At 59.6% G+C, this 23684-nt stretch carries 19 protein-coding genes; 13 read left to right on the plus strand and 6 right to left on the minus strand.

Features of this window, described 5'->3' with window-relative positions:
* Positions 1 to 55: 55 nt before the first annotated feature.
* From BK670_RS12640 to BK670_RS12655, 4 genes are all read left to right on the plus strand, one after another.
* A complete protein-coding gene (locus BK670_RS12640; protein WP_123450048.1) occupies positions 56 to 949 on the plus strand; it encodes a LysR family transcriptional regulator in 894 nt (297 codons plus the stop codon).
* 265 nt (positions 950 to 1214) lie between these two features.
* On the plus strand, positions 1215 to 2681 hold the full coding sequence (locus BK670_RS12645) for a nucleobase:cation symporter-2 family protein (protein WP_123450049.1): 1467 nt from the start codon (positions 1215 to 1217) through the stop codon (positions 2679 to 2681).
* 64 nt (positions 2682 to 2745) lie between these two features.
* A complete protein-coding gene (locus BK670_RS12650; RefSeq protein ID WP_123450050.1) occupies positions 2746 to 3219 on the plus strand; it encodes an LEA/WHy family protein in 474 nt (157 codons plus the stop codon).
* A gap of 53 nt (positions 3220 to 3272) precedes the next feature.
* Positions 3273 to 3833, plus strand: a complete 561-nt coding sequence (locus BK670_RS12655; RefSeq protein ID WP_123450051.1) for a GNAT family N-acetyltransferase — start codon at positions 3273 to 3275, stop codon at positions 3831 to 3833.
* Positions 3834 to 3955: 122 nt separating this feature from the next.
* Here the strand turns inward: BK670_RS12655 and BK670_RS12660 are convergent, their stop codons facing one another.
* On the minus strand, positions 3956 to 4879 hold the full coding sequence (locus BK670_RS12660) for a carbon-nitrogen hydrolase family protein (RefSeq protein WP_123450052.1): 924 nt from the start codon (positions 4877 to 4879) through the stop codon (positions 3956 to 3958).
* Positions 4880 to 4963: 84 nt separating this feature from the next.
* On the opposite strand from BK670_RS12660, the gene BK670_RS12665 reads away from it, so the two are divergent.
* Positions 4964 to 5872 carry a LysR family transcriptional regulator gene (locus BK670_RS12665; RefSeq protein WP_123450053.1) on the plus strand — a complete coding sequence of 303 codons (909 nt, stop codon included), beginning with the start codon at positions 4964 to 4966 and terminating at the stop codon, positions 5870 to 5872.
* 4 nt (positions 5873 to 5876) lie between these two features.
* Here BK670_RS12665 and BK670_RS12670 read toward each other — a convergent pair whose 3' ends face one another.
* Complete coding sequence (locus BK670_RS12670) at positions 5877 to 6131, minus strand: hypothetical protein (RefSeq protein WP_007917411.1); 255 nt, start codon at positions 6129 to 6131, stop codon at positions 5877 to 5879.
* Positions 6132 to 6285: 154 nt separating this feature from the next.
* Here BK670_RS12670 and BK670_RS12675 point away from each other — a divergent pair, with 154 nt between their 5' ends.
* Positions 6286 to 6603, plus strand: a complete 318-nt coding sequence (locus BK670_RS12675; protein WP_007917413.1) for an ElaB/YgaM/YqjD family protein — start codon at positions 6286 to 6288, stop codon at positions 6601 to 6603.
* 60 nt (positions 6604 to 6663) lie between these two features.
* Here the strand turns inward: BK670_RS12675 and BK670_RS12680 are convergent, their stop codons facing one another.
* Positions 6664 to 7704 carry an Ldh family oxidoreductase gene (locus BK670_RS12680; RefSeq protein WP_123450054.1) on the minus strand — a complete coding sequence of 347 codons (1041 nt, stop codon included), beginning with the start codon at positions 7702 to 7704 and terminating at the stop codon, positions 6664 to 6666.
* Between the two features lie 228 nt (positions 7705 to 7932).
* Here BK670_RS12680 and BK670_RS12685 point away from each other — a divergent pair, with 228 nt between their 5' ends.
* On the plus strand, positions 7933 to 12795 hold the full coding sequence (locus tag BK670_RS12685; RefSeq protein ID WP_259697562.1) for a dermonecrotic toxin domain-containing protein: 4863 nt from the start codon (positions 7933 to 7935) through the stop codon (positions 12793 to 12795).
* 72 nt (positions 12796 to 12867) lie between these two features.
* Here BK670_RS12685 and BK670_RS12690 read toward each other — a convergent pair whose 3' ends face one another.
* Positions 12868 to 13137, minus strand: a complete 270-nt coding sequence (locus BK670_RS12690; protein ID WP_123450056.1) for a PepSY domain-containing protein — start codon at positions 13135 to 13137, stop codon at positions 12868 to 12870.
* A 152-nt stretch (positions 13138 to 13289) separates the two neighbouring features.
* Between BK670_RS12690 and BK670_RS12695 the strand changes: the two genes are divergently transcribed.
* Positions 13290 to 14291, plus strand: coding sequence for a FecR family protein (locus tag BK670_RS12695; protein ID WP_123450057.1), 1002 nt, complete (start codon positions 13290 to 13292; stop codon positions 14289 to 14291).
* 56 nt (positions 14292 to 14347) lie between these two features.
* On the opposite strand, the gene pvdQ is transcribed toward BK670_RS12695, so the two are convergent.
* Positions 14348 to 16693: a bifunctional acylase PvdQ gene (gene pvdQ, locus BK670_RS12700; protein WP_123450058.1), complete on the minus strand. Its 2346-nt coding sequence runs from the start codon at positions 16691 to 16693 to the stop codon at positions 14348 to 14350.
* Positions 16694 to 17705: 1012 nt separating this feature from the next.
* On the opposite strand from pvdQ, the gene BK670_RS12710 reads away from it, so the two are divergent.
* The gene (locus BK670_RS12710) at positions 17706 to 18083 is read left to right on the plus strand and encodes a fe2+ zn2+ uptake regulation protein (RefSeq protein ID WP_123450060.1); all 378 of its coding nucleotides are present in this window, start codon (positions 17706 to 17708) and stop codon (positions 18081 to 18083) included.
* Between the two features lie 18 nt (positions 18084 to 18101).
* Here the strand turns inward: BK670_RS12710 and BK670_RS12715 are convergent, their stop codons facing one another.
* Positions 18102 to 18290, minus strand: coding sequence for a hypothetical protein (locus BK670_RS12715; RefSeq protein WP_038363103.1), 189 nt, complete (start codon positions 18288 to 18290; stop codon positions 18102 to 18104).
* A 158-nt stretch (positions 18291 to 18448) separates the two neighbouring features.
* On the opposite strand from BK670_RS12715, the gene BK670_RS29620 reads away from it, so the two are divergent.
* From BK670_RS29620 to BK670_RS12730, 4 genes are all read left to right on the plus strand, one after another.
* Positions 18449 to 18589, plus strand: coding sequence for a hypothetical protein (locus BK670_RS29620; RefSeq protein WP_007918111.1), 141 nt, complete (start codon positions 18449 to 18451; stop codon positions 18587 to 18589).
* A gap of 275 nt (positions 18590 to 18864) precedes the next feature.
* Positions 18865 to 20112: an MFS transporter gene (locus BK670_RS12720; protein WP_123450061.1), complete on the plus strand. Its 1248-nt coding sequence runs from the start codon at positions 18865 to 18867 to the stop codon at positions 20110 to 20112.
* An 11-nt stretch (positions 20113 to 20123) separates the two neighbouring features.
* Positions 20124 to 21260, plus strand: a complete 1137-nt coding sequence (locus BK670_RS12725) for a LuxE/PaaK family acyltransferase (protein WP_123450062.1) — start codon at positions 20124 to 20126, stop codon at positions 21258 to 21260.
* Position 21261: 1 nt separating this feature from the next.
* Entirely contained in the window at positions 21262 to 23658 is a 2397-nt protein-coding gene (locus tag BK670_RS12730; protein ID WP_123450063.1) for an acyl-CoA reductase, read from the plus strand.
* Positions 23659 to 23684 lie beyond the last annotated feature (26 nt).

Raw genomic sequence — 23684 nt, forward strand, 5'->3', positions numbered from 1 at the left:
GATACATTAGAAAAATAGCCGAGTAATCATCCTGACTTTACCCAGGAGTAATGTGATGTTGGGTCAACTCCATGACGTGGATTTGCAGTTGTTGCGCCTTTTTGTGCGGGTGGTCGAGTGCGGTGGTTTCAGTGCGGCCCAAGGTGATCTGGGCCTGAGTCAGTCGAGCATCAGCCAGCAAATGGCCAAACTGGAAACCCGCCTCGGCTATCGTTTGTGCAGTCGTGGCAAGGGCGGTTTCAGCGTGACGCCGAAGGGCGAGCAGTTGCTGATCGCGGTGCGCACGCTGTTTGAATCGATCGAAACGTTCCGCCACCAATCCAACGGCGTTGCCGGGCGGCTGATCGGTGAAGTGCGTCTGGGGATCTCCGAGTCGGTCGATCAATCCGTATTGCAACGGGTGGCTGAGGCGATCCGGCGCTTTCGCGAGCGCGATGAGTCGGTGCGCATCGAACTGATCAGCGCCATGCCCGGCGAGATGGAACGCCTGCTGCTGCAACAGCGGCTGGATCTGGCGATCGGCTATTTCTCGCAGGTGCAAAGCGCCTTCGACTATCGCCAGTTGTTCAGCGAAACCCAGCATTTGTATTGCGCTGCCGGCCATCCCTTGTTCACCGATGAAACGCCCAGCGACGCTGCACTACAGGCCTGCGACCGGGTCGATCACCCCTACCGTTTTTTGCGCAGTGACGAGCCGTTTCAGGGCAAGATCTGCTCGGCGCGGTCGGAACAGGTGGAAGGTACGCTGACCTTCATTTTGTCGGGTAAACACGTGGGTTATCTGCCGGATCACTACGCGCGGAGCTGGCAGGAAAAGGGCTTGCTGCGGCCAGTGCGCGAAGGCGAATTGAGTTTTGACGTGGCATTTCATCTGGCCCGACATCGGGCGCAGGTGCCGGGAGATGCGCAAAAAGCCTTCGAAGAAGACCTGCTCGCAGCCTTTGCTTGAAACACAGTCCCCTGTGGCGAGGGAGCTTGCTCCCGCTGGGCTGCGAAGCGGCCCCCTGCTTTTCCAGACATGCATTCAATCACGACTGCTTCGCAGCCGAGCGGGAGCAAGCTCCCTCGCCACAATAATGGGTGTCAGGAATAACTTGCCGGCACCGAAAACCTGACCTTTCAGGCAGTTATTGCTCGTTGCCCTCGCCGCCCTCTTCCGGCATTCTGCGCCTCCATTTTCTGACCCGGCCCCGCCTCGCGGCGCGCAAAACACCATGACCGCCTCTGAAAAAGCCCCGCGCAACAACGACCTGATCTACGGCCTCAACGACCGCCCGCACCTGACCGCGACCGTGTTTGCCGCGCTGCAACACGTGCTGGCCAGCTTCGTCGGCATCATCACCCCGACCCTGATCATGGGCGGCGCCCTCGGTCTGCACAGTGAAATCCCCTACCTGATCAGCATGGCGCTGTTCGTCTCCGGGCTCGGCACCTTTGTCCAGGCCAAGCGTTTCGGCCCGGTCGGTTCGGGGTTGTTGTGCCTGCAAGGCACCAGTTTTTCCTTTATCAGTGTGATTCTCAGCGCGGGATTCATGGTCAAGGCGCGCGGTGGCGGCACCGATGAAATCCTCTCGACGATCTTCGGCGTGTGCTTTTTCGCCGCGTTCATTGAGGTGGTGCTGAGCCAGTTCATCGGCAAACTGCGCATGCTGATCACCCCGGTAGTCACCGGCACCATCATCACGCTGATGGGCCTGTCGCTGATCAAAGTGGCGATGACCGACATTGCCGGCGGTTTCGGCGCGCCTGACTTGGGCGCAGCCAGCCATGTGTTTCTGGCCGCGCTGGTGATTGGCACCATCGTTGTGCTGAACCGCGTCGACGTGCCGTTTCTGCGCCTGGGCGCAATCGTCATCGGCCTGACCCTCGGCTATGTGGTCGCCTGGCTGATGGGCACGGTGGATTTCGCCTCGATGCCCGAAGTGCCGCTGGTCAGCGTGCCGGTGCCGTTCAAATACGGTTTCAACTTCGACTGGGTGGCGTTCGTGCCGGTGGCGGTGATTTTCCTCGTGTCGCCGCTGGAGGCTGCGGGTGACCTGACCGCCAACTCGATGATTTCCCGGCAACCGGTCAAAGGCCCGCTGTACATCCGCCGGATCAAGTCCGGCCTGCTCGCCGACGGCCTTAACTCGGCCATGGCCGCGGTGTTCAACAGCATGCCGATGGTGACCTTCGCGCAGAACAACGGCGTGATTCAACTGACCGGCGTGGCCAGCCGTTACGTGGCCTTCTTCATTGCCGGTCTGCTGGTGCTGCTGGGGCTGTTCCCGATGATCGGCGCGGTGTTGCAACTGATGCCGAAACCGGTACTCGGCGGCGCCGAACTGGTGATGTTCGGCACTGTGGCGGTGGCCGGGATCAAGATCCTCGCCGAGGCCGGCCTGCATCGGCGCAACATGTTGATCGTGGCGATTTCGCTGGGCATGGGCCTGGGTATCGCGGCAGTGCCAGAAGTATTGCGCGAACTGCCGCAAGCGCTGCGCAACATCTTCGAGTCGCCAATCACCGTCGGCGCGTTGTGCGCTATCGTGCTGAACATTTTCCTGCCGGAAGAATTCATCGAGCTGGAAGAAGACGATTTCGACCCGGAAGCCTCTATTCTTCAGGTCATGGAAAACCCGGACATGCCGGCCAAAGGTGAACCTGCCCCAGCGGCGGCTGTCGCACAGTTGAACCGCTAACGTCCGGCCTTGAGAAAGGGCTGAGCCGGTGACGGTTCAGCCCTTTTTTGTTGAGAGACCGTTTATGCGCCGTTTCCAAGCCGTCATTCTGTCACTGCTTCTGCTCTCCCTCAGCGCCTGTGCGCTGTTCCCCAACCGTGATCCGGTGAACATCAACGTGGTCGGCCTCGAACCGCTGCCGAGCCAGGATCTGGAAGTACGTTTCGCCATCAAGTTGCGCGTACAGAACCCCAATGAGACGGCGATCGACTACAACGGCATCGCGCTGGATCTGGAGGTCAACGGTCATTCGCTGGCATCCGGTGTCAGCGATCAGAGCGGCTCGATCCCGCGTTTTTCCGAAACCATTGTCAGCGTGCCGGTCAGCATCTCGGCGTTCTCGGTGCTGCGCCAGACCTTGGGCCTGAGCCAGACGCAGACCCTCGATAACTTGCCCTACGTGCTGCGCGGCAAACTTGCCGGTGGCTTGTTCGGCACCATGCGCTTCGTCGACAGCGGCAAACTCAGCCTGCCGAAGGCCACTGCCGCGACCTGGTAAAAATGCGTTAGCCTGCTTCGTTCCTTAACGACATTCAGGGAGGCTGCAGGTTTATGGAAGACACGCCGACGCTGTACACCGAACAACTGATCCTGCTCCCGTTGCAATTGGCCGATGCCGAAGCCGTGCAACGAGAGTTTCCAGTCTGGGAAGTCGTGCGCTACCTGAATGCGGCGGTGCCATGGCCGTATCCCGAGAACGGCGCCCTCACCTACTTGCGCGATATTGCCTTGCCGGCGGTGGCAGCGGGCAAGGAATGGCACTGGTCGATTCGCCTGAAGTCCGCGCCCGAACAGTTGATCGGCAACATCAGCCTGATGGATCAAACGGACAACCATCGCGGGCTCTGGCTGGCGCCGGCGTGGCAAGGTCAGGGGTTGATGACGGAAGCCAGCGCGGCGGTGACCGATTACTGGTTCAACGTGCTTGAACGTCCGCTGATGCGCGTGCCGAAAGCGGCGCCGAACATCGGCTCGCGCAGGCTCTCGGAGCGCGCGGGAATGCGTTTGATTCGGACTGATGAAGATGATTTTGTCGGTGGGCGTTTTCCACGGGAGCTTTGGGAGATCACCCGTGAAGAATGGCAGCAACGCCAAAAAAACTTGGCCTTGTGAGCCCCCCCCCCCTGTGGGAGCGAGCCTGCTCGCGAATGCGTCGTCACACTCAATATTTTCGTTGACTGACACTCCGCTTTCGCGAGCAGGCTCGCTCCCACAAGTTCTCTATCGGACTGGGGTTATGTGTTGAATCGCACCCCGGGTTTGGCCCGTTCATCCACTGACAACTCAAACACATCCGGCCGCGCATAGTGGCCGACCACATCGTAGTCGTAGCGCGCACGCACCAGCTCATCGGTGTCAATTTCGGCAGTGAGCAACCCCGCCTCACCCCGCAACGGCCCCGCCAGCACCTCCCCCATCGGCCCGACAATCACGCTGCCTCCGGCAATCAATGGGCGATCCGCCGGCCAATTGGCAATTTCCACACCCAATTCACTCGGCGAGGCTTGCACCTGACAGGCACTGACCACAAAGCAGCGTCCTTCATGGGCAATGTGCCGCATGCTGACCTGCCACATTTCGCGTTCATCAACGGTCGGCGCGCACCACACTTCGATGCCTTTGGCATACATCGCTGTGCGCAGTAGCGGCATCATGTTTTCCCAGCACACCACCGCGCCGAGCTTGCCGACCTGCGTGTCGAACACCGGTAAGGTCGAGCCGTCGCCCTTGCCCCAGATCAACCGTTCGGTGCCGGTGGGCATCAGTTTGCGGTGTTTGCCGACCAGGCCGGCCTGCGGGTCGAAATACAGCGCTGTGCAATACAACGTGCTGCCAGCACGCTCGATCACGCCGATCACCAGATTGGCCCCGGTGCGCGCCGACAACCCAGCCAGAGCTTCCGTCTCAGCCCCTGGCACATCGATCGCATTGGCAAAGTAACGGGCGTAGGCCTCGCGCCCTTCCGGCAGGCGATAACCCAATTGCGTGCCGAAACTCTCGCCTTTCGGATACCCCCCCAACAGCGCTTCCGGCATCACCACCAGCGCCGCGCCCGACTCAAGGATTGCGCCTTCCCAAGCGAGAATCTGCTCCAGGGTCGCGCCTTTTCCGTCGGGTAAAGCGCCGATTTGCAGCGCAGCAACAATTGATTTGGCCATCGCAATCACTCCATCAGGTTCAGTGGTTGCCGATTCTGCGGCGCCACGCGATCATGAATAAAGCCCCGTTCGCTGCTGAATGATATGAGCCAAATGAATATCGCCACGGTCGACCTCAACCTGCTGAAAGTCTTTGAAGCCCTGCATGAAGAGTCCAGCGCCAGCCGCGCGGCGTTGCGTCTGGGGGTGACGCAATCGGCGGTCAGCGCCGCGCTGCGACGCTTGCGCGAAGTCTACGGCGATCAATTGTTTGTGCGCACCGGGCGGGGACTGGCGCCGACGCTCAAGGCCAATCAATTGAAACCGGTGGTCAGCGACGCGCTGAACAAATGCCGGCAAAGCCTGGCGATGGTCGACCCGGCGGCCAATCAGTACGACGGTCGCTCGGTCACGGTGGGGCTGTCGGATGACTTCGAGATTGCCTACGGTCGCCGCCTGATCGAAGAAATTGCCCGCAGCGCACCGAAGTTGCGCCTGATCTTTCGTCAGACCCACAGTCAGATCGTCGCCCACGCCCTGATGGAGCGCAGCATCGACCTGGCGATCACTGCCGGGGGCTTCGCCGAACGTTTGCTCAGCCGTCAGGTGTTGGGCGAAGGCGGTTATGCATGCTTGGTCGAGCCGTCGAGCCTGGCGCCCGGCCAGCAGCAGATTGATCTTGAGGAGTTCGTCGCCCGCGAGCACATTCTGGTGTCGTCTGGCGGTTTTATCGGGATTACCGATGAGGGGTTGGCGGCGCTGGGCCTGAGTCGACGGGTGTGTGCCTCGACCACGCATTTCGCGGCGCTGCCGTATTTGCTCAAGGGCAGTCGGGCGGTGGCGACGATTCCGACGCACGCCGCCGAAAGTATCGCCGCGCTCAGCGGCCTGACGCTGCTGCCCTGCCCGTTGAAGCTGCCGCGTTACCCGATCGAACTGGGCTGGCGCACCAGCACGCAGATCGATCCGGTGGTGGTCAAAGTGCGCGAGGCGATTGCCGCGACGTTCAGCTGAGGTGTTACTTGTTGGCGGCCATCAGTCGATTGACTTCACTGCGCACCATGTTGGCGAACTCTGGCGGCGACATGCCGTCCAGTTCCGCGCGGACCCACTCGGCCCACTTACCCTTGCGCTTGCCGCGCTCGCCGAACAAACGCGCGGCTTCGCCTTTGGCTTTGCCCAGATTGTTCTGCCAGAGTTCGAACAGACGGGATTTCTCGTCTTCCAGCGCGGCGCGCTCTGCGAGTGATTTGTCGGCCAGATTGAAACTCATGGGGAATTATCCTGCTGCGTAAAATGGCGACATCTTACACGCTCGATGGAAATCTCCCGCGCAGGTTTTTATTTCTGACCTAAATTCAGTGCAACTTTTCAGCAAGCGCCACACTCCATTGATCACTGTCCATTCAACTGCAAGGAGTCACCCAATGGCCCGCAAATCCGCCGTGCAAGCCGCCGAAGATCAAATCAAGGATCAGGCCTTCAGCGAACTCCAGGCTCTGATTCAAGAGTCAGACAAACTGCTCAAGAGCAGCGCCTCACTGGTTGGCGAAGAAGCGGAAACGCTGCGCGGACAAATCGCCCTGAAACTGCAACAGGCGCTGGATTCCGTGTCGAGCGTACGCGATCGCACCAAACCGGCGGTCGACGCCACCGAAAGCTACATCGGCGGTCATCCATGGCAGACCGTGGCGATCTCCGCCGGTTTCGGCCTGGTGGTCGGTTTGCTGCTCGGCCGTCGCTGAGTCAGGCACACAAAAAAGGCGAACCCTGCTGGGCTCGCCTTTTTTATGCCTGGCGAAAACTTAAGCGCCTGCCAGTTCACGCAACTGCGCCAGCGTCTGCGCATCCAGCACGATGCCCTCAGCCAGCGATTTGCTGCGTTGCCAATGCCGCCGATCGCCCGGCAAACGCTTGAGGCCGACACTGTGCATCTGGCGCACCAGTTCACCACTGCGCTCGGCAAAACCCTGTCCGGCGGCTTTGCTCGGGTCGATGACGATCAACAACTGCCCGGTCCACGGTGTTTTCGCCCCGGGATGATTGGCCCAATCGAACTCAAAGGAAAAATTGCCTCCCGTCAGTGCCGCGGCCAACAGTTCGACCATCATCGACAGCGCCGAACCTTTGTGCCCGCCGAACGGCAGCAACGCCCCGCCCTCGAGAATCGCCTTGGGGTCCTGAGTCGGCTGACCGAGGCTGTCCACCCCCATCCCCGCTGGCAGCCGCTCGCCTTTGCGCGCAGCGATCTGCACGTCGCCGTGAGCGATCGCGCTGGTGGCAAGGTCGAAGACAATCGGCGCAGCGCCGGCCCGAGGTGCGGCAAACGCAATCGGGTTGGTGCCGAACAGCGGCCGGTCGGCACCGTGCGGCACCACACAGGTCATGCTGTTGACCACGCTCAGCGCCACCAGCCCTTCATCGGCGAATGGCTCGACGTCCGGCCACAGCGCGGCAAAGTGATGCGAGTTGCGAATGGCCAACACGGCAATCCCGGCACTACGCGCCTTCTCCACCAGCAACGGCCGGGCGGCGGCCAGTGCCGGTTGAGCGAAACCATTACCGGCATCGACACGCACGAAGCCGGAGGCGACATCTTCGACTTGCGGCACGGCGTGGCCGTTGACCCAGCCGCTGTTCAGGGTCGAGACATACCCGGGAATGCGGAACACGCCATGGCTGTGGGCACCATCGCGCTCGGCGCCGGCACAGTTGGCGGCCAGCACTTGCGCGACTTCGGCGGAGGTGCCGTGGCGCAGAAAAATCGTTTCAAGCAGTTGCGTCAGCGCTTCGAGAGACAACGAGGACGAGACAGCAGAGGACACATGATCGTGTGGCGCAGACATCTGAAGCTCCAGAATGATTATTGGAGGGAACAACAGCGTACGGACGACTTGCCCGCCGATTAACCATGCCACAGCTGTCGGCTGTCAACCCTTGGATTGGCGATGACCAGCATTGGCCCGTGGCACATTTAAACTCGGCGTGTGCGGTAACTATGTACCGCCTGCGCGGTGACCTGCGTACCTACTCTTGAACTCTTCGCCCACGGCGCCCCGTTCAGAGTTCCGATGATGCCCAGCCCCCTGCTATTCCCCGACATACTCAAAGCACCGGGCCTGCATGACGACTTAGGTCGAACGCACGGCCTCAACAGCAAAGATTTCCGCTGGCTCGCCCAGGTGCAACTGGCGACCCACACCCTGCGCAGCGAACAAACCCCGCCCATGCTGGCCGAACGCATTCTGCTTAATGCCGACAAGCAAACCGCCGTGCCGCTGGCCGGCAGTTTTATTCTCAGCGCCGGGCCGGATGACGATGGCGTGTTTTTGTACACGCCTTATGACGGTCTGAAAAAATACAGCGATCACCGGACGCTGATGGACGCCGTGCAAACACGCGTCGACAACGCTGATGAAACTGATGATCTGCTGGCCTTTCTCAGTGTTTCGCTGCGCAAGGAACTGGTAGAGAAACGCGCCATTACCCTCAGCCGCGAAACGATCGAAGGCGATGTCTTTGACGATCAACAGGCCGCGATCAGCCAGTCTCAGGATACCTGCGCCCGCGATCTGCTGGATGAGCTGAAACGTCTGCCGTCGCTTACCACCCTGCTGGAGAGCATTCTCGATGAACTGCTCGAACCGCATTTTGCCGGTTTGCAGCAGTCGCGCACCCGCGTCAGCTTTTACCTCGACAGTGCCCCGCTGTCCGGGGATATCAGGCAATGGATCAATTCGCTGTCCCTGAGTGAAGCGCTGCTGCTGCACTTTCGCCGTCAGGGCTGGCCACGCGGCCAGACAGCGGAATTTTCCCACCCGGCCCGCTCAAGCCAGAAAGCTGACCAGGCTACCTGGGCCGATGTGATCAAGTCCGCATCGGGACGACTGACCATGCTGCTGTTTCGACAGCTAGAGGCCTACTGGAATGCCGCTGCATTCGAGGGCTCGCCCAGACGCACGTATTTCAGCCAAGCCTTACAGGATCAAATGCGTGCAGACCTGATGCTCAAGCGTGAATCGGAAATCCTCTCCGCCAGCGAATTCGACGCCCTGCACAGCGTGATTCGGGAGCCGAGCGTGGCGTCCCGGCGGCCCAACTTCGAAACCGTGTGTTTGCGCGAGGAAGCCGCCTATGTCGAACTGGCCGGCTCGCTGATGATCAACCATGACAAGACTTATCTCTACACCCCTACCCAAGGCTTGCAAGTCCTCACCAACTACGTCGATCTCAAACAGACGCTGACCGCCAAACTCAATGCGGACGGACATGAAGACGAGCTGTACGGACTGATGAACCTGGAGGAACGCAATCGCTATCTCGGATTCACCCACGCGCAAGTGTCCGGGGAAAACATCGGTGGCGACATCATCACCACGCTGTTCGAAGCGATCCTCACCAAACAACGGCAGAATGTGGAATTTGCCTTGCAGCTCTTCCGCCAGAGTGAACGCATGACCGACATCCATGCGCTTTTCGACAAGGCGCTGGATATCCGTTCGATGATTCATGAGCGCCTGCTCAAGCTCGACGTCAACGAGCGCTGGAGTACCCGACCGTTGTTTTCCAGTGCGCCGCTCTCATCACGGGTGCAGGCCGACAAGGCTGCGCAACTGGCAATAAAACTCGAACGCGCCGAGGAGAATCTGAGTAGTAACTTCAAGGACCAGCCGACTGCGAGCAGCGCCGAACAACGTGTGTTTCTCGAAGGCATACGCTGGAAACTGGCGCAGGCTTTTGAGGACGGCGTGCGCGCTGAGGCATACGTGAGAAACCTCAGCGGCTCCTGGCTGACGGTCGAACGGAAAATAGTCGAAACCGTGTTCGATGCAAAACACGCAACACGCACTGAACGCCAGTCGCTCAATGGCTTCCGGCCGGACGCCTGGTCGCTCAGCGTTGTCTGCGCAGGCAACAGCGATGCACTGTCGCTCGTGCATTGCGTACTGTTGACCGAGCGCGGAGGCATGGACGTCAAGCATTCCGGGCGTGCGATCCTCTGGACGCCGGCCGTGGGTCTGGAGTCGTTCGATGACATCGCCATCGCGCAGAGGCAATTGCAACGGCGCCTGGACAACAATAACCAGTGTCAGACGCTGCTGGAAAATCTGCCAACGGCGCACAATCAACTGGATCAACAATACACACTGGGCCCCTTCCTGTTGATTGAAGGCAACGTGTTGAACGATCGCATGCAATCGGCCATTGAACATTTCCTGGCCCATTGTGAGGCCTTACGCGTATGCATCACGGACAAGTCCGTCCTCGCGAACTTCCTCACTCAAATGACAAACACCGCCATCGATACCAACCTGCGCCGGGCCATCGAACTGGCCCGGACTTTCGTCCGCCAGCAGGATTTCCCCGACTGGTTGCGCATGGCCTCGGACACGGAACAACGCACACAACTGGCACTGCTGGATGAGGTGCGGCGCAGCGTTATCGATGGCAAGGATTTTCTCCACGACGTCCCCGCTTTGGCCTCCCACGTAGAGCAGACGCTGAAAAAACTGCTCGACGCCCGATTCCCTGACACCGATCTCAAGCCACAGGAGATCCAGATCACCCCGAATCTCACGCTGGCTGGCCCGCCTTGCAACCTGCTCGATTTTGCCTTGCATCACTACAACATCGTGCAGGGCACCGGGTTCAAGGTGGCCTCGACAATCGCCAGCGCATTGCCGGCAAAGCTCGATCAGTCGGCGGTAAAGCAACTGCTGCAATCCCTCGCCATCACCACCACCTACACCCGAAAAGTCACCGAGGCGCTGTCAGCCAACAGTGAGTCGGCACGCACCAGCAAAGCACGCTTCCTCCGTCAGTTGCCCTGGCAGTTGATGCAGCATGCGCACGCCTTGAAGTTGCAACAACAGTTGTCGCAAAACGGTTTCGACTACGTTTGCCAGGTACTGGACATGCCGGACGGGATAGCGCGCGCCACCGTGGAGGGCGCTCACGCCATCGCTTGCCCACTGTCGTTGATCAAGACCACCGGTGCCGGTTTCGTCGACGCCCTCGGACTTTATGTCATTGGTCCCGGAGCGGGACATACAGGGCAACGCGTGCTCTACGCGCCGTATTCGCGGTTCGTATTTCGTGAATTCGAGGACGAAGCGCAATTGATCAAGGCCTTGAATACACCGGGGCATTTTCAGGACCTGATCATCCGACGCCTGCCTTCCGGGCAACAGGCCGTCTTCAAGAACCTGCTGCAAACGACGATTGGCAAAGCCAGTGAAATCAAGCTTCACAGCACGCCCATCAACGGCAATCTGCTGGAGCATTTGCACAAGGACACGCTCAGTCTTCTGCCGCAATTACTCAAGTGCCAGCCGCAGATCAATGCGCAGGCCGACTGGGAAACCGCGAAGTCTTTGTTCAGTCACGGTGTGCATCTGGTTCCCCAGCTCTTGTCGGGGAAAATCGCCTCATTGTTGTTTCTGTGGAAAAGCTACAACGACTTCAAGGCATCCGCCGAAGACCTTCAGGATCATCATTGGGCCAATGCCCTGAAAAGCTTTATCGCCGGGGCGATCTCCCTGTTCAGCCTGGGTCGTCTGCCCTGGGAAACAGAGGCAGAGACGGAAACGGCCGAATTTGCCTCCGAGACGCAGAAATCTGGACCAAAGGTTGCCGAAACCGGCGCGGACACATCGGAAAAAGTCGCCCGATGGTCAAAAGTTTCACCGGTTAACACCTCTCGCGCAAACTTGCAGCGTTATGAAACCAGCACCGCACTCGAAGGCCTCAAACTCGAAGCCAATAAACCGGTTTATGTGGATGCGTCGAATACACACAAGTATGCGGCGATTGCCGGCAAGGTTTATCCGGTGGTCCAGACTGAAGAAACCTGGCACTTGCGCAAGAAAGACGGGGGCCTGGGGCCGGCGCTTGAACAGAAGAACTCAAGACTGGTGCTTGCCCCTGCCGCTCAGGCCGTGCATCGCTGCCGATCGAAGAGGCCTCTGCGTCTGCAATCCAGAGTTGAGCAGCAGTGTTCAATTCTGATGCTTATCCAGGCCAAAGGGATGGCGGAAATCAACCGCTTGTACCCCGCCCGAGCCTTCGTGATACGGCAGGCCGTCGAGCGGGCGAGAACTTACGCGCTGAATTGCCTGCACAACTTTGTCGTACACCGCGACAACCTCGGCGGCACTCGCATGGAAAAAGTCCTGAGGGACTTTTTCGAAGTGTCGCAGGTGACGCCCATGCTGTTGAGGAAGATCGAGAAGGTGATCCTGCCCATCTGCCGGGAGTTGACGGAGCCTAAAGATGATTTGCTCTATACAGAGCGCTTTTTCGCTGGCCTCAATGCGCGCTACGACGACGATACGGTTGCCTTTGTCTTCAAGGAAGACAGGCGAAGGGTCGTGCACTTCACGGAACATTTTTTCAATCCGAAACTGGATACGTACACCGCTCATTTACCGCCCAGGTTCAATGTCGATTCCCATGCTCGCGCGATCACGCTGCTCCACGAACTGTCGCATCTGATCTGCGATAGCGAAGATTTCGTCTCCGTAGAGGCACTGAGTCCATTCCCCGACCTCATCGATACCACCACCGCAGACGGGCAACTGCTCAAAACGGGTCTGGAACGCTACCGCAAGTCCTTGTCACGCTCCACCACGCCGTCACAGTTATTCGCGGACAAGACTGAGAAAGGGTTGTGGGTGGGCCTGGATCAGTTACCGGAGCGCGCCACGGCTTACAAAAAAGTGCTTGGCCTGACCAAAACCAAAAATCTTGCAGAGGCCCGTAAAGCGTTTCGCAATCCGCTCGCTGATGACGTGCGCATAGAGGTGATGATGGCCAACGCTGACTCGATCGCCTTGCTCATCAGCGAAATGGGCAGGCAACTGGATCCACCACCTGCACCGATCCCCTTGCCAGCGTCAACCTCAAGCCAGGCGGGCCCCTTGCAGCCGTTGCCGTGACCACCGGGACAAAAAAATGCGCCGGTCTGAGGTCGGCGCATTTTTCAAAACAACTGAGTATCTACAACGTAATCAGTCCTTCTGATCCCGCAAAATATTGCCCGACGCCCCGTCGATGCGGAACTCGTAAACCACGCCGTCAGCCTTGCGTCCTTCACCTTTCCAGTAGCCGTCGTTATCGGCTTCGATCTCATAGACCTCCACGTAACCGGCCTTGGTTTTGACGATTTCGATGGCTTTCTCGATGGTGACCCAACCAGCGCCCGGCCGGTCGGCCAACGCTGCGCCTGCACTGAGCAAACCAGCCGTGGCCAGCAACGCTGCGAATGTCTTCTTGATCATTTGTTGACTCCATTTGTGGATAGTGGTCTTGGTCGTCCTGCTTTTTGGGTGCCTGAGGGAAAAATAAGTTCCACTTTGATGGGCAAATGCCATGACTGATGTTCTCCGTCACTTCCCGACAAGGTTAGAATGGGCGAAATCAGGATGAGTCAATGACCCAAGACACTCTCTCGGAAGCCGAATACGATGCGATCACCGATGCCGCCGCGCATTGGTGCATGCGGGTGCACGCTGATGACTGCACGGACGATGAACGTCGCGCATTTCAGCAATGGCACGACGCTCATCCGCTGCATGCATTCGAGTATGAAGCCATGCTGGAAATCTGGGACGTGGCCGAGCATTTGCCGCGCCCGGCATCTGCTCCGGTCATCCCGGCAGCTCAGCCTTCGCGCTCGTGGCGTCAATTCGCTGTAGCCGCCGGAGTCTGTGCGCTCGCATTGCCCCTGGCGGCGTATACCGGCTGGAGCCTGGGCTGGCTGCCCAACAGCTATCAGCATTTCGCCGCCACCGATACTGTCCGCCAGGTCACGCTGAGTGATGGCAGCCAACTCGAACTGAACCTGAACACCGACCTGACTTTCAGCAATTACAAGGACGAACGCCGCGTCACCCTGAAAAAAGGTGAAGCGTTCTTTACGGTCAGCCATGACACGGCTCACCCGTTTGTCGTTCGCGCCGGCGAAGGCAGAATTCGCGTCACGGGTACACGCTTCAATGTCTGGATGTATCAGGACCAGGTGCGCGTGAACCTGATCGAAGGTTCGGTGCTGGTCACCAGCAACCGCTCGTTGCCCGGCGATGGTTTGCGCCTCGACCCGTCGATGCAGGCGCGCTACAAACAGGGCGACTACATGCCCCAGATCAGCCAGACCTACCCTGGTGACACCTCGCTGGCCTGGCGCAACGGCAAACTGGTGCTGGATAACCTCGCGTTGAGCGAAGCGCTGCCACTGATCAACCGTTATCTGAGCAATCCATTGGAGCTGGCGGACAACAGTACCGGTGCGATTCGCGTGGGTGGCATCTACAACATCAAAGAGCTGAACAACCTTGCCAACAGCCTGCCCAAGGTGCTGCCGGTCTACCTGACCCGTAACAAGCAAGGCAATCCGGTGATCAACTCGATACCGCAACAGCCGCCAAAAAGCTGAAGGCCGCATCCCTTGCAGAATGCGGCCTTCCGGCTCGACGCGATTAACGCTCGGGTTTACTGCGCGGCAACCTTCCCCGCCTTGTCCAGCGTCTCACGCACAGTCTGCACCTGATACTGCGGGTCAGCCTGAATCTGCTGTTCGGTAAACGGCAGCACACTCCACTGTTTCTTCGAGAACGCCTCGGTCTGATCCCGCGAATACTTCGACGCCGGATCGCTCGACAGCGAGAACGCCAGCAGCCCTTGGGCGTGCGGCCCCTTTTCGTCAAAGGTCACGACTTGCAGGTAGCTGGTGCCACTGACCACTTCGAGTTTGCCGTCTTCACGCGGCACGCTCTGGATGGCGTTGTAGATGCCCAACGTACCCGGCCCGCCGTGAATCGGCGTCTGTTGCCCGCCGCTGCTGACGACCTGGATATCACCCCAACGGGTTTGCGGCTTGAGGCCCATTTTTGTGCTCGATTCGACCGACGCCAGCATCGCCTCACGCAGTGCTTTGGCCACCGCCGGCTGCTCGACCGCCAGACCACGCGGCGTGTGTTGCGCATCCTTGGGGTCGAACGCAACGCGCCAGACATCCGGTGAAGCCTGCATGGCCTGCATGATGTTGTGGAAATGCATCAGGCCCAGACCCGAATCAAGATTGGCGCGGCCATCCCATGCCTTGAGGCTGGTGCAAACCGGCTTCAGCGTCTGCGCGTCGGCACCGAGGTCAGAGGCACAGAACTTCAGCAGATCCGGCACCACCTGAGTCGCCAGGTACACCTGATCGTCCATCACCATCTGCTGCAGATCCTTGACCGCCAGCGGGCCTTTTTTACTCAGCGTGCTCAAGCGATCCAGAGCAAACCGCGAACGCAAGCCCAGCGGTTGACCTTCCTGACTGATCAGCGGCGAGAACCCGGTGAGCGGTTGCGCCGGGTTCGCCAGCCATGCCGAGTCATTGGAGTGCTGGACGAAGTCCTTGCGCAGCAGTTGCGGCAATTGGCTGGCAGCATAAATGCCCTTCTGCGCCGCTTGCGGGTCGATGTCCCACGCGCAGGCGCTGTTGGAGCCGTCCAGCACGATCATTTGCGTACCGATACTCGGGTCGCTGCACTTGGCGAGCTTCTCGGCGTTGACGTTCGGCACCACCGACAGGTTCATGTACAGCGTCTGACCTTTGTCATCCACGGCCAGGGTGTTGACCCACGGAATGCCCTGAATCTTGTGCACCGAGTCCTGCAGCGCCTGAAGCGTGGAGGCCTGATTCATTGTGTACCACTGGTTCAGCACCCGATCGTTGTCGAGGTTGGCATCGCGCAAGCTGTAGGCGAACTGATTGTCCCAGTCGAGCTTGCCCGGCCACTGCACGATCGGGCCAAACTGCGAACTGTAGACATCACGTGAAACTGGCACGACCTGCCCATCAGCCTGTTTGACCTGCACAGTCACGGTCTGCTTGTTCAGCGGCAGGGATTGGCCATCGAGCATATAGCGCGTGGAATCCTTCGGATCGAGTTGCAGGCGATACAAGGTGAAGTGTTTCGACGAATCGACCGTGTGCGTCCAGGCCAGATGCTGATTGAAGCCGATATTGATCATCGGCAGACCCGGCAAGGCAGCGCCCATGACGTCGAGCTTGCCGGGAATGGTCAGGTGCATTTGATAGAAACGCATGCCACCGACCCAAGGGAAATGCGGGTTGGCCAGCAGCATCCCGCGCCCATTGAACGAACGCTCGCTACCCACCGCGACAGCGTTACTGCCACGGTCCAGGGCAAAGCGTTGTTGACGCGCATCGGCCAACTGATAGGCCTGCACATCGTGTTCGATCGCGGCGGTCGCCTGCGGCGGCGTCGCCCCCGCCAACGCCTCGGCGAACTGGCCAACACCGCCCTCGACCAACAGACGGCGGGTCAGCATCACCAGATCTTGAGGCGTGATCTCACGCACCCACTCGCCCTGACATTGTTGCGGCAAGCCTTGCTGCCGGCGCTCGCCCAGATAGCGGTTGTAGCCAGCCGCATACCCTTCAACCAGATCACGCACCTGCACAGACTGCGCCTGCCAGAACGTCTCGACCGCTTGCGGCGTATTGAGCCAGGTAAAGAACACATCGCTGACACGATTTTCGCGTTGCTCGACAGTGAACTGCTCCGGCCCAAAGTAACGTGAACGCTGACCATTGACCGTCACGATCTCATTGGCCAGCAGGCACAGGTTGTCCTGCGCATAGGCATAACCGATCCCGAAACCAAGCCCGCGCTCATCCTGCGCACGGATATGCGGCACCCCAAAAGCGGTACGACGAATATCGGCGCTGACCTCCGTGGCCGGGCTGAACGCATGGGCCGAACAACTCAGCCCCAAAACCACGCCGGCCAAGGTCAGTCCGGTTAACTGTCTGGAAATAATCACGCTCGCTCCTGATCGACATGCCAAAGAGCGAAGCCGGCGCTGGCACCGATCCGCTCTGGAAACACCCACGCGTCCACGCGCAATGAGCCTGTCGAAGAAACGAAGTCAGAGGAAAAAATTTAGGCTCTCCACACAATCCCCCGAAGCAGAATCAAAAGCCCCTCACCCTAACCCTCTCCCAGAGGGAGAAGGAACTGACCAAGGTGACTGCCAGAGTTACGCCGACGTGAAATACCGAGCCGTACTCAAACCCAGAAGCAGATCAAAAGCCCCTCACCCTAACCCTCTCCCAGAGGGAGAAGGAACTGACCAAGGTGACTGCCAGAGTTACGCCGACGTGAAATACCGAGCCGTACTCAAATTCAGAAGCAGATCAAAAGCCCCCCACCCTAACCCTCTCCCAAAGGGAGAAGGAACTGATCAAGGTGACTGCCAGAGTTACGCCGACGTGAAATACCGAGCCGAACTCAAACCCAGAAGCAGATCAAAAGCCGAACGCCCTGCTCTCCACCACCACTCAACAGGATGAGCGTTAGCTCGGCTGCAGCTCTTGATCTTGCCGTGCTGGCCCCTTCGGCAGGCTGAGTGGAGGGATTTATCCGGGGGTGGGCGCGCAGCGCCGTTCGACGAAGTCGAACACATCGAAAGGAGGTGCAGCGAAGCAAACCGGAAGCGATGCCCCCGGATAGATCCCGTAACGAAGGAACCCCGAGCCCCAGCGAGCGGGCCGAACGCCGGGGCCCAGCGTTTTGGTTACTTTTGGGCGTCTGCAAAAGTGACCCGCTGTAAGAGCGGAACCGCCAGCCGCAACACCCAAAAAAACGGATATACACCCAAAACCCAAAGAGCCTGGTCGGCCCAAAGGCCGCCAAGCCCCCCCCAATCACAAGGAAAAGACAAATCCCCGACAAAATTTCTACATTTTTTCTTTCATGATTTGTCGTGCTGATACGTCTCGTTCTAGAGAGCGCAAAAAAACCACCCCGATCAGGCTCTGAAAAGGAGTAATTGCATGTACAACTCGCAACTACCAACGGACGGTAGCCAGGCCCCCAAAGGAGTCTCCATGAGCCCCCACGCGAGCGATTTCGGGCAACGCGTCGAGCGTCACGGTAACGAACGCATCCGCTTGCTGCTGAAAAGTTTCGGGCTGCGCACCAGCCTGATTCGTCTGAAAGTCATCGACGCCCTGCTGGTCGCCGCACAAAGCGAACGGCGCCTGGGCGTGCGCGGTGTCCATAGCCAATTGCTGGATCTGGATATTCCGCTGTCCTTCCTCAGTGTGCGCGAGGTGCTCAAGCGCCTGTGCGCCGAAGGTGTGATCACCTTCAATGAAGACAAGAGCTACAGCCTGCATCCACAGGCTGCGGCCGTCCTCAACTACGATTGAAGCGTGAAGCCATCGCCGTCAAGGCTTGACCTTGCGCCGCATCACGCCGTTGATCACCACCACGATCACCGCCACACCGATGGCGACGAACTGAAACGTCTTCTCCGAAATCATGCCGGCATTTTGCAGCCAGGACAGGCCGAGCATGATGGCCAGGACCGACACGGCGATCAGAATCGAATAAATCAAACGTTGCTTGTGGGTCATTGCGGCTTCCTGAAACTTTGAAATGTATCCGGTTTGTATCCGCTTGCATGCCATGCACTTACCGTTCTACGGGGATGCGCCGCTGCAATCGGGGTCTCATGTTACAGCCGATGAAGAGTTTTGGCTTCATGACGGCGTAACCATGAGGAATTTTCAAAATGCTGCGTCGAATCACCTGGCTGATTCCCGTTCTTGCCCTGCTGACCCTGAGTGGCTGCATCATCTTCCCCCACGGCGGCTGGCATGACGATCACCACCGTTATTACCAGGGTGGCCCTGGTTATTACCAACATCGCTAGAACAGGATTGTTCGCCCTGCCCGCATGCCAATGGACAAATTGCGGGAGGAAATCAACAAGCCCGATCAACTTCAAACAAAGCCCGCCCCGTTGCGGGCTTTTCTGTTTTTGCCAAATGCATTGGCGACAACGCTCTAACTCGCGCTCTGCGCAAAACCCAATCACTAAATAAGTTGCAAGCATTTGAAATCTAATGTCGCAGCAAACCAATAGGTCGGGCGCGCCTGTGCAACTAGTCTCTGGCAACTTCCTTCCACTCACTTACAAGAACGTTTATGCAGAGAACTCTTATACAGATCCGGCCGCGACAAACACTCGGATTCTGTTTGGCGATCAGCGCGTTTGAACTTCTGACGTATATGGCCAGCGACTTGATCATGCCTGCGATGTTAAGCGTTACTACCGAACTTGAGGCCGATGTGCGGCATGTACCGAACGCTTTCAATCTTTATCTGCTTGGCGGTGTCTGCCTGCAATGGCTGATTGGGCCACTGTCCGATCAATGGGGTCGACGGCGAGTATTGTTGATCGGCTGCGCGTTGTTTGCGGGGGCCTGCGCGGGGGCATTCACCATCCAGAGCATTGAAGCCTTCAATCTGCTGCGATTGCTGCAAGGCATGGGCCTGGGTTTTGTTGTCGCGGTCAGTTATCCGGCCCTTCAGGAAGTGTTCTGCGAGGCCGATGCGGTGCGCTTGATGGCGCTGCTCGGCAATATCGCCCTGCTTTCACCGTTGATGGGGCCGCTGCTGGGCATTCTGCTGTTGCAATGGCTGTCGTGGCGCGAAGTGTTTCTGGGCCTGGGCCTTGCCGCGTCGATGGTCTGGCTGGGGCTATTGGCGTGGATGCCGGAAACGGTTGGCGTCGCCCGTCGAGACGGACAGATGCAACCCGCCGTGCGCTTTTCCTGGCAGCAGACCTGCCGACGTTACCGCGCCCTGTTCGGCAATGACCGATTCCTCGCCGCCAGCCTCGCGCTGGGGCTGATGAGCCTGCCGCTGATTGCCTGGATCGGCCTGGCACCGTTGCTGCTGATCCAGTTGCTCGGGCTCACGCCGCTTGAATACGGCGTGTGGCAGATCCCGATTTTCTCTGCGGTGATTGCCGGTAATCTGATCCTTGACCGATTGCTGATCACTCACGCCTTGCCGCAACTGATCCGCTTGGCACTCTGGCCTTTTTGCCTGGGGCTGCTGACCCTGATCGTCTGCGCACTGGCTGGCGCCGGACTCGGCCCGGTGGTCGCCAGTCTGGCGCTGTACGCAGTCGGACTGGGTATGAGCAATGCCGCGGTGTATCGCCTGGCGCTGTTTGCCAGTGATGACAGTAAAGGTCTGGTATCGGCTCTGGTCGGGATGATTTCGATTGCCGTGATGAGCATCGGCGGCTTGCTGATTGCCGCCATCGGCGGTGGCGCACGCCTTGAACTTTTCGCGCTTTGCGCCGCCTTCAGCGGACTCATGTGTCTCCCACTGGTGCAGGGTTTGTTGCATTGCACCCCTCCCGATTCAGCCTCTGCTCAGTAAAGGAATATTGAATGCATCACTTCCCCGCCAGCGACACACTTTGCGCGTTGCCGCACCCCTATTGCCCGGATTCCGTGCCGGTGGGCCTGTTCGATCAGGCCATGACCGAGATCAGTCGGTTTCATTACCGGTACACCCCCGGCTACGCCCATTGGCTGAATGCCAACGGCCTCGACGAACAAGACCTGGACAACCTTGATGACTGGTCCCGTCTGCCGCCAATCCTGGCCAGTTTTTTCAAACAGCAATTGCTGCTCAGTCCGACCGGGGAGAACGCGCTGGAACTGACATCGTCCGGCACCAGCGGCCAGAAAAGCCGCATGCGTTATGACCCGCGCAGCCTCGTGGGCGCTCAGTTCATGGTCGAGCGGATCTTCAGCCATTACGGCTGGCACTCGGCGGATATGCCGTGCAACTACCTGCTGCTGAGCTACGAACCGCAGGGTGCGATCACCTTGGGAACGTCGTATACCGATCAGTTTCTGTGCCGCTTTGCCCCTGTCAATCGCGTCGCCTACGCGTTGCGCGGTAACGGCAACGGCAACGGCCATCAATTCGATGTATTCGGCGTCATCACAGCCCTGCAATCGTTTGCCGAAGAAGGTCTGCCCGTGCGCATTTTCGGCTTCCCGGCGTTCCTTTGGCAGACCCTGCAACACATGCAGGCCACGGGCGTGCCTGAGCTGAAACTGCCGGCAGGTTCGCTGGTTTTTTTTGGCGGCGGCTGGAAAACCCGGGCCAGCGAGGAAATATCCAAACAGCAATTGTATGGACGCATCGCCCGGCAACTGGGCATCGAAACCTCGCGGTGCCGCGACGGTTACGGTACGGTCGAGCACGCGGTGCCCTACATCGAATGTGCCCGGCATCATTTTCATGTGCCGGTTTACGCCAAGGTTTACGTGCGCAATCCGCTGGATTTTTCCGTTCAGCCCTACGGCCAGCAAGGCTTGCTGGGATTCGTCTCGCCCTACATTTCGTCGAGTCCGGCGCATGCGGTGGTGATGAGCGATCTGGCGACGCTGCACCCCGGCTCAAGTTGCGGCTGTGACCTCGCCAGCGACTGGTTCGAACTGCATGGCCGTGCGGGCACCACCGCCGGCAGAAGCTGCGCGATGGCCGCCTCCGAATTGTTGGGGAGGCACTGACATGTACCTGATCAACGGAGAGCTTTTCGCCGAAATCGACCTCGACAACGCACTGGCGCAACTGCATCAGACCTTGCCGCGCCACCTGAGCACACCGCTGGATAGCGCCATCGTTCTGACCGCCGCGGCCAACTTTGCACAGCAACTGCGCAGTGCCGAACTGCCGCTGGATGATGAACAACGCCAGGCGCTGATTGACTTCTGTCAGCCTCACGCCCTGCAAACCAAGCTTGAACGCGAACTGGGCGACCACGCCGATTCCTTGCGGCGCGTTGATTATCAGCAATCGCGCTTTGAACGCTGGAGCCCCCTGGGCCTGGTGGTTCACGTCACCCCGGCCAACGCGCCGCTACTGGCCTGCTGCGCCATGCTCGAAAGCCTGTTGGCCGGCAACCTCAACTGGCTACGCCCCAGCCGCAGCGACCGAGGCCTGACCGCGCGCCTGCTGCACGCATTGGTGCAATGTGACCCCAGCGCTCAACTCCGCCACTACGTCGCGGTATTGCCTGTAGCGACGGAGCAGATCGGCCGCTTGTGCAAAATGGCCAATGGCGTATCGGCGTGGGGTGGCGAAGCGGCGCTGCAAGCGATCCGCCAACAGTTGCCGCCCGGATGCCGCTGGATCGATTGGGGGCACCGCATCAGTTTCGCCTACCTGACGCCGGACGCGGTCTCGCCGCCGGCACTGGATGCGATCGTCGATGAGGTCTGCCGACTGGATCAACAGGCCTGCTCCAGCCCGCAATGGCTGCTGGTCGATAGCGACGATCCGGCCACTCTGCAAGAGATCGGCGGCGCATTGGCCAAAGCATTCGAGCGCCGTGCCGGGCTGTGGCCGGCGCTGATCCCGACCGTTCAGGAAGCCAGCGAGATCACCAGCCACACCCAGATGGCGCGTCTGGGCCTAAGCTTTTCCGGCAACACCGGGCAGGTCTGGAGCGCCCCGGGCTGGCGGGTGATATGGAGCCATGATCAGTGGCTTGCGCCTTCGCCGCTGTTTCGCACGTTGCTGCTCAAACCGCTGCCACGGGCGCAACTGACACAAACGCTGCTGTCTTGGCGCAACGTATTACAGAGTTGCGCGCTGGTCTGCGATGAGGCGCAGATCAATGAACTCTCGCGCACCTTGATTGCGGCGGGCGTCAGCCGAATTACGCCGATCAACGCGATCCATGACGGCTACGACGGCGAGCCCCACGACGGCGTTTACGCACTGCAACGCCTGAGTCGACGCGTATCGGTCAGCCTCACGCCGACGCAGTTGCCCGCCCAGATGAACCTCGACCCGCCGCCCCGCGCGCTGACACTGACGGGCCTGCCGATCACCGACAAAGCGGCGTTTATCGCGCAACCGACAACCGCGGCGGCGCAGCTGTTTTTCCGTTCCGGCGGCAGCAGCGGCACACCGGCGCTGTCAGGCTTCAGTTACCGCGATTTTCAACGGCAAATGTGCGCGGCGGCCGACGGGCTGTTCGCGGCGGGCCTTGATCCGGGCCGCGACAAGGTGATGAACCTGTTTTTCAGTGGCGGTCTGTACGGCGGTTTCTTCAGTTTTGCCAAGGTGCTGGAGTTGCTGGGTGCGACGCACCTGCCCATGGGGGCTCCGGCCGACGATGATTACCGCGACATTGCGCAAGTGATCATCGAGCAGCGCGTGACTGTGTTGATCGGCATGCCCAGCACCCTGCATCGCTTGTTCCTCAACGAGGGCGCGCGCCTGCGTCGTTATGCGGCGATTGAAAAGGTTTTCCTCGGCGGTGAGCACATCAGTGATCAGTGCCGCGAATTGCTGCAAAGCTGCGGCGTCGCCAGCATCCGCTCGGCAGTGTACGGCAGTGTCGATGCGGGGCCATTCGGGCATGCCTGCGCCGCCACTGGCGACGGTGTGTTTCATTTGATGGACGCTATCCAGCATCTGGAAATCGTCGCCCTGGAGCAGGATAAACCCGTCGTTGGCGCTGAAGTCGGCCGTCTGCTGTTCACCTCCAAAGCACGTGAAGGCCAGCAGGTGCGGCGCTATGAAGTCGGCGACACCGGCCGCTGGCTGTCCGGCGACTGCCCGTGCGGGCTGAGTTCGCCGCGTTTCGAATTGCTGCAACGACACAGCCGACTGCTGCGCATCGGCAGCGATTTCATCTGTCTGAACGAACTCGCCCGCTACCTGCAAGCGCCGTTTCAGTTGCACCTCGATCACGCACCCGATGGTCTCGAGCGCCTGCTGATCCGTAGCCCTGGTGAACCCGCAGACATTCTCAGCCGACTCGAGGGCTACTCGACGCTGGCGACACTCGTGCGCATCGGACTGCTCACAGTGCAAGCGCAAACCTGCGAGCCGCAACATTTCGACAAAAACAAACACAGCGGAAAGATACCGCCAGTGATCGACGCGCGCCGTTAACAGCGATCGGCACCCATGGCCAGAAC

Source organism: Pseudomonas fluorescens (genome assembly GCF_003732425.1).
Taxonomy (GTDB): Bacteria; Pseudomonadota; Gammaproteobacteria; order Pseudomonadales; family Pseudomonadaceae; genus Aquipseudomonas; species Aquipseudomonas fluorescens_BE.

Bases quoted from the DNA above. Each gene is read 5' to 3' on its own strand.
- BK670_RS12640 (WP_123450048.1), top strand. From the start codon at position 56: ATGTTGGGTCAACTCCATGACGTGGATTTGCAGTTGTTGCGCCTTTTT.
- BK670_RS12645 (WP_123450049.1), top strand. From the start codon at position 1,215: ATGACCGCCTCTGAAAAAGCCCCGCGCAACAACGACCTGATCTACGGC.
- BK670_RS12650 (WP_123450050.1), top strand. From the start codon at position 2,746: ATGCGCCGTTTCCAAGCCGTCATTCTGTCACTGCTTCTGCTCTCCCTC.
- BK670_RS12655 (WP_123450051.1), top strand. From the start codon at position 3,273: ATGGAAGACACGCCGACGCTGTACACCGAACAACTGATCCTGCTCCCG.
- BK670_RS12660 (WP_123450052.1), bottom strand. From the start codon at position 4,879: ATGGCCAAATCAATTGTTGCTGCGCTGCAAATCGGCGCTTTACCCGAC.
- BK670_RS12665 (WP_123450053.1), top strand. From the start codon at position 4,964: ATGAGCCAAATGAATATCGCCACGGTCGACCTCAACCTGCTGAAAGTC.
- BK670_RS12670 (WP_007917411.1), bottom strand. From the start codon at position 6,131: ATGAGTTTCAATCTGGCCGACAAATCACTCGCAGAGCGCGCCGCGCTG.
- BK670_RS12675 (WP_007917413.1), top strand. From the start codon at position 6,286: ATGGCCCGCAAATCCGCCGTGCAAGCCGCCGAAGATCAAATCAAGGAT.
- BK670_RS12680 (WP_123450054.1), bottom strand. From the start codon at position 7,704: ATGTCTGCGCCACACGATCATGTGTCCTCTGCTGTCTCGTCCTCGTTG.
- BK670_RS12685 (WP_259697562.1), top strand. From the start codon at position 7,933: ATGCCCAGCCCCCTGCTATTCCCCGACATACTCAAAGCACCGGGCCTG.
- BK670_RS12690 (WP_123450056.1), bottom strand. From the start codon at position 13,137: ATGATCAAGAAGACATTCGCAGCGTTGCTGGCCACGGCTGGTTTGCTC.
- BK670_RS12695 (WP_123450057.1), top strand. From the start codon at position 13,290: ATGACCCAAGACACTCTCTCGGAAGCCGAATACGATGCGATCACCGAT.
- BK670_RS12710 (WP_123450060.1), top strand. From the start codon at position 17,706: ATGTACAACTCGCAACTACCAACGGACGGTAGCCAGGCCCCCAAAGGA.
- BK670_RS12715 (WP_038363103.1), bottom strand. From the start codon at position 18,290: ATGACCCACAAGCAACGTTTGATTTATTCGATTCTGATCGCCGTGTCG.
- BK670_RS29620 (WP_007918111.1), top strand. From the start codon at position 18,449: ATGCTGCGTCGAATCACCTGGCTGATTCCCGTTCTTGCCCTGCTGACC.
- BK670_RS12720 (WP_123450061.1), top strand. From the start codon at position 18,865: ATGCAGAGAACTCTTATACAGATCCGGCCGCGACAAACACTCGGATTC.
- BK670_RS12725 (WP_123450062.1), top strand. From the start codon at position 20,124: ATGCATCACTTCCCCGCCAGCGACACACTTTGCGCGTTGCCGCACCCC.
- BK670_RS12730 (WP_123450063.1), top strand. From the start codon at position 21,262: ATGTACCTGATCAACGGAGAGCTTTTCGCCGAAATCGACCTCGACAAC.